Origin of the sequence: Microbacterium sp. zg-B96 (genome assembly GCF_030246865.1) — a bacterium.
Classification (GTDB): Bacteria; Actinomycetota; Actinomycetes; order Actinomycetales; family Microbacteriaceae; genus Microbacterium.
Map to the genome: position 1 here is coordinate 1,029,022 of NZ_CP126738.1, position 13,705 is coordinate 1,042,726.

Genomic DNA, 13,705 nt, shown 5'->3' on the forward strand with positions numbered 1-13,705 from the left:
AGCGTCTCCGGCCTCGCCTAGACTCAGCCGCATGGAGCCCCCGCAGTTCGGCAGCCATCCGCCGGCCCGTCGTGTCCTGGTGCATCTCAGCGACACGCACCTGCTCGGCGGCGACGGCAGGCTCGGCGGGCGGTTCGACGTCCTGGCGAACCTGACCGAGACCCTCGCGGCCGTGGAGCGGCTCGGCATCCGCCCCGACGCCCTGGTGTTCACCGGGGACCTCACCGATCTCGGCGAGCCGGAGGCCTACCGCGCCCTGCGGGCGGCCGTCGAACCGGTCGCGGCACGGCTGGGCGCGCCGGTCGTGTGGGTGGCGGGCAACCACGACGAGCGGCCCGAACTGCGACGCGACCTTCTGGGGCTGGAAGCCTCCGAAGAGCCGGTCACCGGCGTGTGGGACCTCGGCGGTCTGCGACTGATCGCCCTGGACACGAGCGTGCCCGGCTGGCACCACGGCGACCTCGACCCCGCCCAGCTGGAGTGGCTGCGCGGCATCCTGCGCGAGCCGGCACCGCTGGGGACGCTGCTGGCGCTGCACCACCCGCCGCTGCCGAGCCACATCCCGCTGTTCGACATCCTGGAACTGCGCCATCAGGACGCCCTCGCCGACGTGATCGCGGGCACCGACGTGCGCGGCATCCTCGCCGGTCACCTGCACTACTCCACCCACGGCACGTTCGCGGGCGTCCCGGTCAGCGTGGCCGCCGCCACCTGTTACACGATGAACCTGCAGCGCCCGCCGGTGGAGGTCAACGGCATGGATGCCGGGCAATCGTTCCACCTCGTGCACGTCTACGAGGACAGCGTGACCCACGCCGTCGTGCCGGTGGTCGACGCGCCGACGGGTGACTTCTTCTCCGCGGAGTGGGTGGCCGAGATGTCCCGGCTGACGCCCGAACAGCGCCTCGAGGTGTTCTCCCGCAAGCCCGCGCGCTGACCCCGTCGGCCGGTGGCATGCCGCGTGCGCGGGTAGGCTGAACGCATCGCCCTCACGACGCTGTGAGCACCCCACAAGGACGCGCCATGCCACTGCACCACACCCCGACCACCCGTACCGAGACCGATTCGCTGGGGTCGTTGCAGATCCCCGGCGACGCGTACTGGGGGATCCACACCGCACGGGCCCTGGAGAACTTCCCGATCTCGCAACGGCCGATCTCGGTCTACCGGGATCTGGTCTGCGCGCTGGCGATGGTCAAGCAGGCATCCGCCCGAGCCAACCTCGAGATCGGCGTGCTCGACGCCGAACGGGCCGATCTGATCGACCGCGCATCGCAGCTGGTGATCGAGGGCGAGTTCCACGACCAGTTCGTCGTCGGCGTCGTGCAGGGCGGCGCCGGGACGTCGACCAACATGAACGCGAACGAGGTCATCACCAACATCGCGCTGGAGCTGGCCGGTCGTCCCAAGGGCGACTACGACTACCTCTCGCCGATCGACCACACCAACCGCAGCCAGTCGACCAACGACGTCTACCCCACCGCCATCAAGGTGGGCCTGGGGCTGGATCTGCGCACGCTGCTGGAGGAGCTGGACCTGCTGCGGCAGTCGTTCCTGGCCAAGGCCGTGGAATTCCATGACGTGCTCAAGGTGGGGCGCACCCAGTTGCAGGATGCCGTGCCGATGACGCTCGGGCAGGAGTTCCACGGGTTCGCGACCACCCTGGGCGAGGACTACTCGCGGTTGAACGAGAACGCGTCGCTGCTCTACGAGATCAACATGGGCGCGACCGCGATCGGCACCGGCATCACGACCCACCACGAGTACGCCGCCGCGGTGTGCCGCCATCTGCGCGGGATCACCGGTCTGGACCTGGAGACCGCCGTCGACCTCGTCGAGTCGACCAGCGACACCGGCTCGTTCATGTCGTTCTCCTCCTCCCTCAAGCGCAACGCGATCAAGCTGTCGAAGATCAGCAACGACCTGCGGCTGCTCTCCAGCGGCCCGCAGGCCGGCTTCGGGGAGATCAACCTGCCGCCGCGCCAGGCGGGGTCCAGCATCATGCCCGGAAAGGTCAACCCGGTCATCCCGGAGGTCGTCAACCAGGTCGCCTTCGCCGTCGCCGGTGCCGACCTCACCATCACGATGGCGGTGGAGGGGGGACAGCTGCAGCTGAACGCGTTCGAGCCGATCATCGCGCATTCGCTGTTCCAATCGATCACCTGGATGCGGCGTGCGATGCGCACCCTGCGGGTGAACTGCGTCGACGGCATCACCGCCAACCGGGAACGATTGGGTGCGATGGTGGGGGCCTCGGTGGGGGTCATCACCGCGCTCACGCCGTTCCTCGGGTACGCGGCGTCCGCCGCGCTGGCCAAGGCCGCGCTGCTGACCGGCCACAACGTGGGCGATCTCGTCGTGGAGGCGGGGCTCATGAGTCGCGAGGACGTCGACAAGCAGCTGTCCCCGGCGCGCCTGTCGGGGCTGGAGGCGATCACCGCCGCCATCCCGATCGTGCCCAGCCCCGATATCACGGTTGAGCGCTGAGCGCACCGCTTTGTCGTGCGCGGACCCCGCCCACTAGCGTCGGAGTGAACCGGGACAGGCCCGCGTATCGAGGAGCAGACATGTCCGACCCGCAGAACCCCACCCCGCCCGCGGCCCCGCCCGCCGGCGGCGAGCCCACCTACCAGCCGCCCAGCGCCCCGTCGGCACCGCCCGCGTACGGCGCCGCGCCGGCATACGACCCCAACGCGCCCGCGGGTACCCAGGCCCCTTACGGTGCACCGGCCCCTTACGGCGCTCCGGACGCGCCGGTCCCCGGCAAGACGCTCGGCATCGTCGCGTTCGTCGCGTCGTTCTTCTTCGCGCTGCTGGGCCTGATCCTCGGCATCGTCGCGTTCGTGCAGAGCAAGAAGGCCGGCGTCAAGAACGGCTGGGCGCTGGCCGCGATCATCGTCAGCATCGTGCTGATGGTCATCGGCATCATCGTCGGCATCGTGTTCTTCTCCACCCTGTTCCCGCTCATCAGCGCGTGCGCCGAGCTCGGCCCCGGCGAATGGCAGCTCAGCAACGGGCAGATCATCGACTGCAACTGACCATCGACTGACCATCACATCGACTGACCCCCGCGTGCTCCGGCACGCGGGGGTCAGTCGTTGATGCGGCAGTGCGTGGTCAGTGAGCCGATCCCGTCGATGCCGACGGTGACGGTGGACCGGTCGCGCAGGAAGATCTGCGGGTCGCGGGAGTAGCCGGCACCGCCCGGGCTGCCCGTGGAGATGAGGGTGCCCGGCAGCAGCGTGGCCGATGACGACAGGTGCGACACCAGGGTGGCCACCGATCGGATCATCTGGCCCGTCGTGGCATCCTGCACCGTCTGACCGTCCACGATCGCCCAGATGTGCAGGTCCTGCGGGTCGGCGATCTCGTCTGCGGTCACCACGAAGGGCCCCGTGGGGGTGAAGCCGTCGAAGGACTTGCACCGCGACCACTGCGCTTCGGAGAACTGGATGTCCCGGGCGGTGATGTCGTTGACGACGGTGTAGCCCCAGACGTGGTCCAGCGCGTCGTCGACGGCGACGTTCTTCGCGGGACGCCCGATGATGACACCCAGCTCGGCCTCGTAGTCGACGGATTCGCTGAGCGAACGCGGCCAGCTCGTGGTGGCCTCGTGGGCGGCCAGCGAATTCGGCCACAGCACGAACACCGTGGGGGCGGTGTCGGCCTTCAGCCCCAGTTCGCTGGAGTGCGCGGCGTAGTTCAACCCGATCGCGAGCACCACGGGGGGATCGAGCACGGCCGACGCGAACGACACCGCGGACAGCGGATGCCACCCGGTGGCGGTTTCGCTGGCCTCGCGCACCCGCGCGAGCAGCTCGTCACCCCCGTCGATGAGCTGCGCCAGGCGGTGTGGCGCGCCGGGGAAGAGGTTTTCGGCGACGAGGGCGTGATCGTCGCGGATGACGGCCAGTCGGGGAGGGCTGCCCGCGGCAGTGCTCACGTGGGCAAAGCGCATCCGTTCAGGCTATCGGGATCGCGGGTGGTGAATTCGCCGCGAATGGGCAGCCATATGCTGAAGCTCGTGTCGTACACCTCCGCGCTGTCCCAGCCGCACCCCGGTCGCCCAGCGATCATCGCCCCCGCTCCGGCATCGCCGCCGGTGCTGCCGGTCCCGCCGCGGAAGGGACGCACCGCGCCGATCTGGATCGCGGGCGTGCTCGTCGTGCTGCTGGTGGCGCTGGCGGCATATCTGCTGACCTTCCTCGGCGCCGCGGCCTCATTGATCGGCATGCTGCTGGCCCTCGTGCCGTTCGTCGGGGTGCTCTTGGCGGTGCGCATCGCCGACCGGTGGGAGCCGGAGCCACGGTCGCTGGTCGCCCTCGCCGTGGCGTGGGGGGCGATCGCGGCGGTCGTGATCACCCTGGCGATCGATCTGGTGCTGACACTCGTCATCGGCGACGACGGGTCGGCCGCGCGCGATGCGTTCTCGTCGGTCATCCAGGCTCCCATCGTGGAGGAGCTGGCCAAGGGGCTCGGGCTCCTGATCATCTTCGTCGTGGGGCGTCGGGCGTTCGACGGTCCCATAGACGGCGTCGTGTACGGCGCGCTGGTGGGCGCCGGGTTCGCATTCACCGAGAACATCCTCTACTTCGCCACGAGCCTCATCGAAGGCGGTGTGGCCGAGACGACCGTGACCTTCTTCCTCCGCGGCATCCTCTCGCCCTTCGCCCACGTCATGTTCACCGCCGTCACCGGATACGCGCTGGGCCGGGTCGCCCGAGACGGCGCGCCGGTGGGGCGTGTGATGCGGGCGTGGCTGGTGGGCATGCTCGGTGCGGCGGTGCTGCACGCACTGTGGAACGGGTCGGCCGTCTTCGCCAACTTCTTCTCGCTGTACGTGTCGCTGCAGGTGCCGCTGTTCGCGCTGTTCATCGTGGGGGTGCTGCTGCTGCTGCGGGAAGAGGCACGGCTCACCGAGGCGCGGCTGGGGGAGTACGCCGCAGCCGGCTGGTTCAGCAAGGGTGAGGTCGCCATGCTCGCCACCGGTGCCGGCCGGCGCCGCGCGATGGCGTGGGCCCGCACGCTGCCCGGTGGACGCGCCGGTGCGATGAAGGCATTCATCGCGGATGCCACCGCGCTCGCCGCCGCCCGACAGCGCGCACTGTCCGGCCGGGACGCGAACGCGGCAGAGGATGAACGCATCTTCCTGGCGCGGGCGGTCGCGGCCCGAGCTGCGGTGTTCGGGCAGTAACGGGGGACATGACCCGGATCTACAACTCAGCGCTCGGTGCCGCGGCGATGCCTGCGTGACTCCCGAGCGCTGAGTTGATTAACTCCCATCATCCTCTCGCCCGCCGCGGGGTGTCAAGGATGGCGCTCGCGTTGACCGCACCGGGCGGCTCGGGTTTGATGGAACCATGACTGACAACCGCACCAAGCCCGAATTCGACGCTCCGACCGGGCCCGCCCCCTCCGAACTCGTCATCCGCGACATCATCGTGGGCGACGGTGCCGAGGCCAAGCCCGGCGACACCGTGACGGTCCACTACGCCGGCGTCGAATACGACACCGGTGAAGAGTTCGACTCGTCGTGGAGCCGCGGCGAGAGCATCCAGTTTCCGCTCCGCGGCCTGATCCAGGGCTGGCAGGACGGCATCCCCGGCATGAAGGTCGGCGGCCGCCGCGAGCTCGTGATCCCGCCGCACCTGGCCTACGGCCCCGCCGGCGGTCATTTCCTCGGGGGCAAGACCCTGGTGTTCATCATCGACCTCATCGCGGTCGGCTGACACGACGCACTCACGGAGGGGCGGATGCTGCGGCATCCGCCCCTCCGGCGTTCGCAGCGGACGCCGCCCTCGGACCTTGAGAACCCGACGGTCCGCGGATACCGTTCCTGCTACGCCCGCCGTCACGCCGACGGGTCCGTCAGGGAGTGGTCACCATGAACTACGGCATCAGCATCCTGTTCCGGGCGATCCCCCTCCTCATGGGGGCCGTGTGTCTGGGATTCGGGCTGTATGTCCTCGGCGGTGGCACGGATGCCGGCCACTTCGTCGCCGGTCACGTGCTCATCGCACTCACCGCGATCTGCATCGCCCTGTTCACCACGGCGGCGATGATCATCCGCCAGATCACGGGGACCTTCGCGCCCGCGTGGCGGTACATCCTTCCGGCCATCGGGTACGGCGTCGCCGTGGCGACCATGGCATGGGGGCTGTGGATCCGCGCGACGGGCACGGCTGCGGACTCGTTCGTGGCAGGTCATGTGGTGTTCGGCGTCGGACTCATCGCCGCGTGCGTATCGACCGTCGCGACGGCATCGAGCGCGTTCACGCTGATCTCCCAGAACTCCGCGGGACGTCACGAGGACGGCGTGCCCGCAGGTGCGTACGCGAAGCCCGCGGCTGCGGTGCTGATCGGTGTGCCTGCTGTGGCCGCGCTGGTCGCCGGGGTGTGGGCGGTGGTGCTCCTGACTGGGGCTGCGCAACCAGATCACTATGTCGCGGGGCACGTCATGCTGGGGCTGGCGGCGATCTGCTCGAGCCTGATCTCGCTCGTGGCCACGGTGGTGCGCCAGGTGCGCAATCAGTTCGATGAAACCGAGCGCTGGTACTGGACGCTGTGGGTCGCAGTCATGGGCTCGGCGACGGTGATCTGGGGCTTGTTCGTGCTCTTGGGGTCGGATCGACCCGAACGCATCGCACCGGGCTGCGTTCTGCTGGGTCTGGGCATGATCTGCTTCAGCATCATCTCGAAGGTCTTCCTGCTCGCATCGGTGTGGCGGCGCCGATTCCCGCTGGCGAACCGGGTGCCGCTCATCCCGGTGTTCACGTGCTTGCTCTGCCTGTTCTTCGCCGCATTCCTCGCCGAAGCGGCGATCACCGACGCATCCTTCTTCATCCCGGCGCGCGTTCTCACGGGGCTCGGCGCGGTCTGTTTCACGCTGTTCTCCATCGTGTCCATCCTTGAGGCGGGGACGTCACAGAAGTCCTGAGCGGATCTCCGCATCGGGGCGACGGCGCCTCGATACCCGATTTACATTCACGGGAATACACCGTGCTCGAGCGCGTTGTCTCCACAGTGCGCCGGATCCCCCGGCCCGATTTGGAGGACGACATGACCGAAGCTACGAGCGCTGCCCCGACCGAGATCTCCGGCTACAAGCCCGGCACCTGGGTGCTCGACCCCTCGCACAGCGAGGTGTCCTTCAGCGTGCGCCACATGATGATCTCGAAGGTGCGCGGCACGTTCGACGTCAAGAGCGGCACGATCTACGCGCCCGAGAACCCTCTCGAAGCCCGCGTCGAGGCAACCGCTGACGTCGCTTCGATCAACACGAAGGACGAAGGCCGCGACGCGCACCTGCGCTCCGCCGAGTTCTTCGACGCCGAGACCCATCCCACACTCACCTTCGTCTCCACCGGCGTGCGCCTGGACAACGGCGACTTCCTCGTCGACGGCGACCTCACCATCCGCGGCATCACCAAGCCCGCGACCTTCGAACTCGAGTTCGGCGGCTTCGGCGTCGACCCGTGGGGCAACTACAAGGCGGGCGCGACGGCGAAGTCGGTCATCAACCGCGAGGACTTCGGTCTCAACTGGAACGCCGCCCTCGAGACCGGCGGCGTGCTGGTCGGCAAGGACGTCGCCATCACGCTCGACCTGCAGGGCGCACTGCAGGCCTGACGCTTCGGGTGGATGCCGCGGAGCTCAGCTCACGCGGCATCCGCCCGCCGTCGATTTCGTCGCAGGCGATTCTGCGCGAGCAGGATGCCGAGGAACACCAGCAGCGCACCGACGGGTTCGTTCCAGCTGAGCGTCTCGCCCAGCAGCACGATTCCCAGCATCACTCCCACGACCGGAGTGATGTAGGTGACCGTCGAGGCGCGCGTGGGCCCCCATGCGCGCAGCACGTTCTGGTTCCAGATGTAGGCGACGCCCGTGCCCAGGCACCCCAGCGTGATGAGGCTGAGGACGATCCAGACATCCAGCCGCACCGGGGTCAGCGCGATGACCGGGGTGAGCAGCAGTATGACCAGTGCGGCGATGCCGATGTTGAGGAACGAGAACATCAGGGCGCTCATGCCCGAGTCCGACACGAACCGCCGCATGTAGGCGAGGCTGAAGCCGTAGCATGCGGTCGCCCCGAGGATCGCGAGCTGCGCGACGAGGCTCTGGGAAAGATCCAGGCCCTGCCACGGCGCGATGATCACCATCACCCCGGCCACGCCGATGAGGATGCCGGCGATCTGGGCGGGCTTGAGCTTCTCGACGCGGAACACCGCCCATGCCATGACCGCGGTCATGATCGGCGTCGTGGCGTTGTAGATGCTCGCCAGCCCCGACGTGACGAACTGCTGCGCCCACGAGAACAGCAGGAACGGCACGACGCAGAACGACAGCGCGAGCACGGTCATGTGCCCCCAGATGCGGATGCTGCGCGGCAGCCGGTCGCGCCGCAGCACGACGAACAGACCGAGGGTCAGCGCGCCCAGCACGAGGCGCGACCACACCACCTGGGCGGGGGAGACGCCCTCGAGCGCGACCTTCATGAACAGAAAGCTCGAGCCCCAGATGATGCCCGTCAGGACGAACTGCAGGGTGAGCACGGCTGCCGCCGGCTGCGGCGCCGGAGCGGGGACGACTGACGGTTCCGGCGTCGCGGTCGGGACGGGAGCGGTGTTCACGCCGTGACTCTAACGCCGGGTGCAGACGCCGGGCATGGGATGCGGATGCAACGGCCGGAATCCGCCGTCGAACGGCCGGATGGCTACGTCGGAGGTGGGTCGCCTGTGCGGGAAGGGGACTGGTAGACTTTCCAGGTTGCCGTTCGATCGGCCGCGGAGAAAGAGAGCCCACGCATCAGGCGTCGGGCGCCGCGCAACGAGGAGAGAGGGGATCACCTATGGCACTGGAAGCAGAAGTCAAGAAGGCGATCATCGAAGAGTACGCGACGCACCCCGGTGACACCGGATCCCCCGAGGTGCAGGTCGCGATGCTGACGCAGCGCATCAAGGACCTGACCGAGCACCTCAAGGAGCACAAGCACGACCACCACTCGCGTCGTGGCCTGTTCCTGCTCGTCGGTCAGCGCCGTCGTCTGCTCGGCTACCTCCAGGACATCGACATCGCGCGTTACCGCACGCTGATCGAGCGTCTCGGGCTCCGCCGCTAAGGCATCGCAGCCAGCGTTCAATCGCACAAAACTTCTTGAGGGCCGCCCCACGGTGTGGGGCGGCCCTCGTCGTTCGTGCGCCGCGGAGTCTCCGAGCGTCGACCCGTGCGGGCGACCGGACGCGTCAGCGCTGCGTGCTGCGGCGGGGTGGGTTCACGCGCGGGTGGGACGGCTCGGGCGTGCGCCGCGATCCGGTCGGGTCGCTGCCGCGGCCCTCGCGCCGGGCCAGGGTCGGGTCGGCGAACAACCACTGCGGGCGCGGCTCGATGAGGTGGCGGAACACCGTGCGCACCGGCTTGGTCGCCAGCCCCAGTGCGATGGCCACCGACAGCGCCGTGACCATCGGCAGCCAGAACCAGGTGGGGTCGAGGGCGCGCATCACACCGGATTCGCGGAACGGGTACAGCACGAACGAGTGGAGCAGGTAGACGTACATCGTGTACTGGCCGAAGTGCGTCCACCACCGGTCGCGACGCGGTAGCAGTGTGAAGAAGGCGGCCGAGAGGATGAGGGCGATCGCCATGATCACCAGGCGCACGCCGCCCGCCCACCAGGTGTTCGCACCGAGCGCGGCGTAGGCGTCGTCGTAGAACAGCCATCCGCCGAGGTCCATCGCCAGCCAGGTGTCGATGTAGAACCACGCCGCCCAGCCCGCGACCGCGAGCACCCCGGCGGCGCAGAGCACGACCCACCAGGACCGTGAGCGCAGCAGGTCGAAGCGGGCGACGATGTCGCGGTCGCGCAGCCACCAGCCGAGGGTGAAGAAGAACAGCAGGCCCAGGGTGCGCGACAGCGAGAAGGTGGAGTCGAGGTTCGTCAGGTATCCGGCGCCGATCGAGATCGCCAGCGTCCACAGCAGCGGCCGCTTCAGCAGCGCCAGATACGGCAGGATCAGCCGGAAGATCCCCAGCGCCAACAGGAACCACAGGGTCCACGACGGTTCGGTGGGGTTGGGGTTGGCCGAGCCCTCCACGAGCCACTTGGTCAGCGTCCACAGCCCCTCGAAGATGAGGTAGGGCACGATGATGTCGGTGATCACGCGCGCCATCTGCCGCTGGTTGGGCGTCCCCGACTTGGAGAAATACCCGGAGATGATCGCGAACGCCGGCATGTGGAACGCGTAGATGAGGAAGTACACCGCCTGGGCGATGTCGGAGTCATAGGTGAGCCGCTGCACGGCGTGGCCCAGCACCACCAGGACGATGCACGCGAACCGCGCGTTGTCCCAGAACGGCACGCGCGGCTTGGGGCGCGCGACCGCCCCTGTCCGGGGAGCGCGAGCCGCGTTCGGTTCCGCCGGTGCCGCCTCGTTCATCCTCGCCACCCTACCCGCGCAGGGTGGGTGAGCTCTGCGTGGGTGCGGGAATAACCTGAGGCGACACGCGTTTCACCGGATACATTCATTTGCATAGAAACGGATGCCGTGGCATCCGGGATCGGAGAGCGACCGTGGACCAGACGCCCACCTGGCCGGGGATGCAGTTCGGCATCTTCACCGTCAGCGACATCACGCAGGACCCGACGACGGGACAGACCCCGAGCGAGGCGGAGCGCATCCGCGCGACGATCACGATCGCCGAGCACGCCGAGCAGGTCGGCCTCGACGTCTTCGCGCTCGGCGAGCACCACAACCCGCCGTTCTGGTCCTCGTCGCCCACCACGACGCTGGCCTACATCGCCGCCCGCACCGAACGGCTCATCCTGTCGACGGCGACCACGCTGATCACCACGAACGACCCGGTGAAGATCGCCGAGGACTTCGCGATGCTGCAGCACGTCTCAGGCGGCCGCACCGACCTCATGCTCGGCCGCGGAAACACCGGACCGGTGTACCCCTGGTTCGGCAAGGACATCCGCCAGGGCCTGCCGCTGGCCGTGGAGAACTACGCACTGCTGCACAAGCTGTGGCGGGAGGACGTGGTCGACTGGGAAGGCGAATTCCGCACCCCGCTGCAGGGTTTCACCTCCACCCCGCGGCCGCTGGACGGTGTGGCGCCGTTCGTGTGGCACGGCTCGATCCGCACCCCCGAGATCGCCGAGCAGGCCGCCTACTACGGTGACGGGTTCTTCGCCAACAACATCTTCTGGCCCGCCGAGCACTATCAGCGGCTCATCGCCCTGTACCGGCAGCGCTACGCGCACTACGGTCACGGCACCCCCGAGCAGGCGATCGTGGGGCTGGGCGGCCAGGCGTTCATGGCGAAGAACTCGCAGGATGCCGTGGCGCAGTTCCGTCCCTATTTCGACAACGCCCCCGTCTACGGGCACGGCCCGTCGCTGGAGGACTTCAGTGAGATGACCCCGCTCACCGTGGGCTCGCCGCAGCAGGTCATCGACCGGTACGCCGGGATGCGGGACATGTTCGGCGACTACCAGCGTCAGCTGTTCCTGATGGACCATGCCGGGCTGCCGCTGAAGACCGTGCTGGAGCAGCTGGACTTCCTCGGCGGCGAGGTGGTGCCGGTGCTGCGCAAGGAACTCGCGCAGCACCGCCCCGCCGAGGTGCCCGACGCCCCGACGCACGCCGCCCGCGTCGCCGCAGCTTACGGCGACGCCGCCCCGCGTGCCGCGCGGCCCCGGGCCAACCGCGGCGACAACCTCAGCGGACCCTCGCCCTATCAGGACGCCCCGGCGCCGGCAGGCGCGGCATTCGGCCTGAACGACGGTGCGCGATGACCGCGCGTCGCATCGCCGTCGTCTCGGCGGGACTGTCCAACCCCTCCTCGACGCGCATGCTCGCCGACCGGCTGGCCGCGGCCACCGTGCGCGCGCTCGCGCAGGAGCAGGGTCCCGATGGGCAGGGCATCTCAGCGGAGGTCGACGTGTTCGAGTTGCGCGATCACGCGCACGACATCACCAACAACCTGCTCACCGGTTTCGCGCCGCCGGCGCTGGAGCGTGTCGTCAACGCAGTCATCTCCGCGGACGCGCTCATCGCCGTCACGCCGATCTTCTCCACGAGCTACTCGGGGCTGTTCAAGTCGTTCATCGACGTGCTCGACCCCGACGCGCTCACCGGGATGCCGGTGCTGATCGGTGCGAACGCCGGCACGCCGAGGCACTCGCTCGCGATCGACTACGCGATCCGGCCGTTGTTCGCGTATCTGCACGCCGCCCCCGTCTCCACGGGAGTGTTCGCGGCATCCAGTGACTGGGGTGCCCATCCCGACGACGTCGCGCCACTGGCGTCCCGCATCGACCGCGGCGCGCGCGAACTGGCCGCGGCGATCGCGCGCCGAGAGCCGTCGGTGGCGGTGGACAGCTTCGACCCGGCGCAGTACCTGGGCGAGGGTCGGTCGTTCGGGCACCTGCTGGGCGGCCTGGCGGGGGAGTAGCCGGTCCCGGCGTCCGCGGTGCACTGATACCGTCGGGGCACGGAGTCCACCGGGCCCCCGCAACGGGATGAGGACGACCATGACCGCTCAGCATCCACTCACCCTCGGTGTCGTCGGCGCTTCACTCAAGCCGGACGAGCGACGGGTGCCGCTGCATCCAGGCCACCTGGAGCGCATCCCCGACCAGCTGCGCCCGCATGTGCTGCTGGAAACGGGCTACGGCGAGCGTTTCGGCGTCTCGGACGATCAGTTGCGCCCGCTCGTGGGCGGCGTGCTCGACCGTGCGGAGCTGTTCGCAGCCGCGGACGTGCTGCTGCTGCCCAAGCCGCAGCACGACGACCTGCGGCAGATGCGTGACGGCCAGATCCTCTGGGGCTGGCCGCACCTGGTGCAGGACGAGCTCATGACCCAGCTCGCGCTGGACAAGTCCCTCACGGTGATCGCGTTCGAGGCGATGAACCACTGGGGCAGCGACGGCACCTTCGGGCTGCACGTGTTCCACATGAACAACGAGATCGCCGGGTACTCTTCGGTGCTCCATGCCCTGCAGCTGTGCGGCTCCACCGGCGACTACGGGCGCCGGCTCACGGCGGTGGTGATCGGCTTCGGCGCCACCGCACGTGGCGCCGTCACAGCGCTGCGGGCGCACGGCGTGCACGACGTGCGGGTCCTCACCAACCGCGCGGCCGCGTCGGTGGCCGCGCCCATCCATGCCACGCAGATCATCCAGTTCGACCACGACGGGCCGTACGTGAGCGAAGTCATCACCGATGAGGGCCGGCTGCCGCTGGCGCCCTTCCTCGCGGAGAGCGACATCGTGGTCAACTGCACGCTGCAGGATCCCAACCGGCCGCTGCTGTACCTGCGGACCGAGGACCTCGCGGCGTTCCGCGCCGGAAGCCTGATCGTCGACGTGTCCTGCGACGAGGGCATGGGCTTCGAGTGGGCGCGGCCGACCGGTTTCGCCGACCCGATGTTCACCGTCGGCGGCAACGTCAACTACTACGCGGTCGACCACAGCCCGTCGTACCTGTGGAACTCCGCGAGCTGGGAGATCAGCGAAGCGCTGCTCGGCTTCCTTCCCACCGTGATGGCCGGTCCGCACGCGTGGGCGCAGGACGAGACCATCTCGCGGGCGATCGAAGTCAGCGGCGGCGACGTGCGCAACCCTGCGATCCTTCAGTTCCAGCACCGGCTCACCGAGAAGCCGTACGCCGTCCAGCCCCGCTAGGGGGAGTCACCCCCGCTAGCG

At 68.9% G+C, this 13,705-nt stretch carries 14 protein-coding genes; 11 read left to right on the forward strand and 3 right to left on the reverse strand.

Annotation, left to right across the window (positions count from 1 at the left end):
• Positions 1–31: 31 nt before the first annotated feature.
• The 3 genes from QNO11_RS04580 (at position 32) to QNO11_RS04590 (ending at position 3,038) form a co-directional block, all read left to right on the forward strand.
• Positions 32–937, forward strand: coding sequence for a metallophosphoesterase (locus tag QNO11_RS04580; RefSeq protein WP_257510197.1), 906 nt, complete (start codon positions 32–34; stop codon positions 935–937).
• 86 nt (positions 938–1,023) lie between these two features.
• Entirely contained in the window at positions 1,024–2,487 is a 1,464-nt protein-coding gene (locus QNO11_RS04585; RefSeq protein WP_257510196.1) for an aspartate ammonia-lyase, read from the forward strand.
• Between the two features lie 80 nt (positions 2,488–2,567).
• Positions 2,568–3,038 carry a serine incorporator domain-containing protein gene (locus QNO11_RS04590; RefSeq protein ID WP_257510195.1) on the forward strand — a complete coding sequence of 157 codons (471 nt, stop codon included), beginning with the start codon at positions 2,568–2,570 and terminating at the stop codon, positions 3,036–3,038.
• A gap of 53 nt (positions 3,039–3,091) precedes the next feature.
• Here QNO11_RS04590 and QNO11_RS04595 read toward each other — a convergent pair whose 3' ends face one another.
• Positions 3,092–3,958 carry a fumarylacetoacetate hydrolase family protein gene (locus QNO11_RS04595; protein WP_257510194.1) on the reverse strand — a complete coding sequence of 289 codons (867 nt, stop codon included), beginning with the start codon at positions 3,956–3,958 and terminating at the stop codon, positions 3,092–3,094.
• Between the two features lie 54 nt (positions 3,959–4,012).
• Here QNO11_RS04595 and QNO11_RS04600 point away from each other — a divergent pair, with 54 nt between their 5' ends.
• The 4 genes from QNO11_RS04600 (at position 4,013) to QNO11_RS04615 (ending at position 7,629) form a co-directional block, all read left to right on the forward strand.
• Positions 4,013–5,194, forward strand: a complete 1,182-nt coding sequence (locus tag QNO11_RS04600; protein WP_257510193.1) for a PrsW family intramembrane metalloprotease — start codon at positions 4,013–4,015, stop codon at positions 5,192–5,194.
• 166 nt (positions 5,195–5,360) lie between these two features.
• On the forward strand, positions 5,361–5,729 hold the full coding sequence (locus QNO11_RS04605; RefSeq protein ID WP_257510192.1) for an FKBP-type peptidyl-prolyl cis-trans isomerase: 369 nt from the start codon (positions 5,361–5,363) through the stop codon (positions 5,727–5,729).
• 155 nt (positions 5,730–5,884) lie between these two features.
• Entirely contained in the window at positions 5,885–6,937 is a 1,053-nt protein-coding gene (locus QNO11_RS04610) for a DUF2776 family protein (protein WP_257510191.1), read from the forward strand.
• A 122-nt stretch (positions 6,938–7,059) separates the two neighbouring features.
• The gene (locus QNO11_RS04615) at positions 7,060–7,629 is read left to right on the forward strand and encodes a YceI family protein (RefSeq protein WP_257510190.1); all 570 of its coding nucleotides are present in this window, start codon (positions 7,060–7,062) and stop codon (positions 7,627–7,629) included.
• Between the two features lie 29 nt (positions 7,630–7,658).
• On the opposite strand, the gene QNO11_RS04620 is transcribed toward QNO11_RS04615, so the two are convergent.
• Entirely contained in the window at positions 7,659–8,630 is a 972-nt protein-coding gene (locus tag QNO11_RS04620; protein WP_374113827.1) for a DMT family transporter, read from the reverse strand.
• 218 nt (positions 8,631–8,848) lie between these two features.
• On the opposite strand from QNO11_RS04620, the gene rpsO reads away from it, so the two are divergent.
• Positions 8,849–9,118 carry a 30S ribosomal protein S15 gene (gene rpsO, locus QNO11_RS04625; RefSeq protein ID WP_257510189.1) on the forward strand — a complete coding sequence of 90 codons (270 nt, stop codon included), beginning with the start codon at positions 8,849–8,851 and terminating at the stop codon, positions 9,116–9,118.
• Between the two features lie 124 nt (positions 9,119–9,242).
• On the opposite strand, the gene QNO11_RS04630 is transcribed toward rpsO, so the two are convergent.
• The gene (locus QNO11_RS04630; protein ID WP_257510188.1) at positions 9,243–10,433 is read right to left on the reverse strand and encodes an acyltransferase family protein; all 1,191 of its coding nucleotides are present in this window, start codon (positions 10,431–10,433) and stop codon (positions 9,243–9,245) included.
• Between the two features lie 161 nt (positions 10,434–10,594).
• Here QNO11_RS04630 and QNO11_RS04635 point away from each other — a divergent pair, with 161 nt between their 5' ends.
• From QNO11_RS04635 to QNO11_RS04645, 3 genes are all read left to right on the forward strand, one after another.
• Positions 10,595–11,794 carry an LLM class flavin-dependent oxidoreductase gene (locus QNO11_RS04635; protein WP_257510216.1) on the forward strand — a complete coding sequence of 400 codons (1,200 nt, stop codon included), beginning with the start codon at positions 10,595–10,597 and terminating at the stop codon, positions 11,792–11,794.
• On the forward strand, positions 11,791–12,453 hold the full coding sequence (locus QNO11_RS04640; RefSeq protein WP_257510187.1) for an FMN reductase: 663 nt from the start codon (positions 11,791–11,793) through the stop codon (positions 12,451–12,453). Before QNO11_RS04635 ends, QNO11_RS04640 begins: the two co-directional genes overlap by 4 nt.
• 79 nt (positions 12,454–12,532) lie before the next feature.
• A complete protein-coding gene (locus tag QNO11_RS04645; RefSeq protein WP_257510186.1) occupies positions 12,533–13,684 on the forward strand; it encodes a N(5)-(carboxyethyl)ornithine synthase in 1,152 nt (383 codons plus the stop codon).
• Positions 13,685–13,705 lie beyond the last annotated feature (21 nt).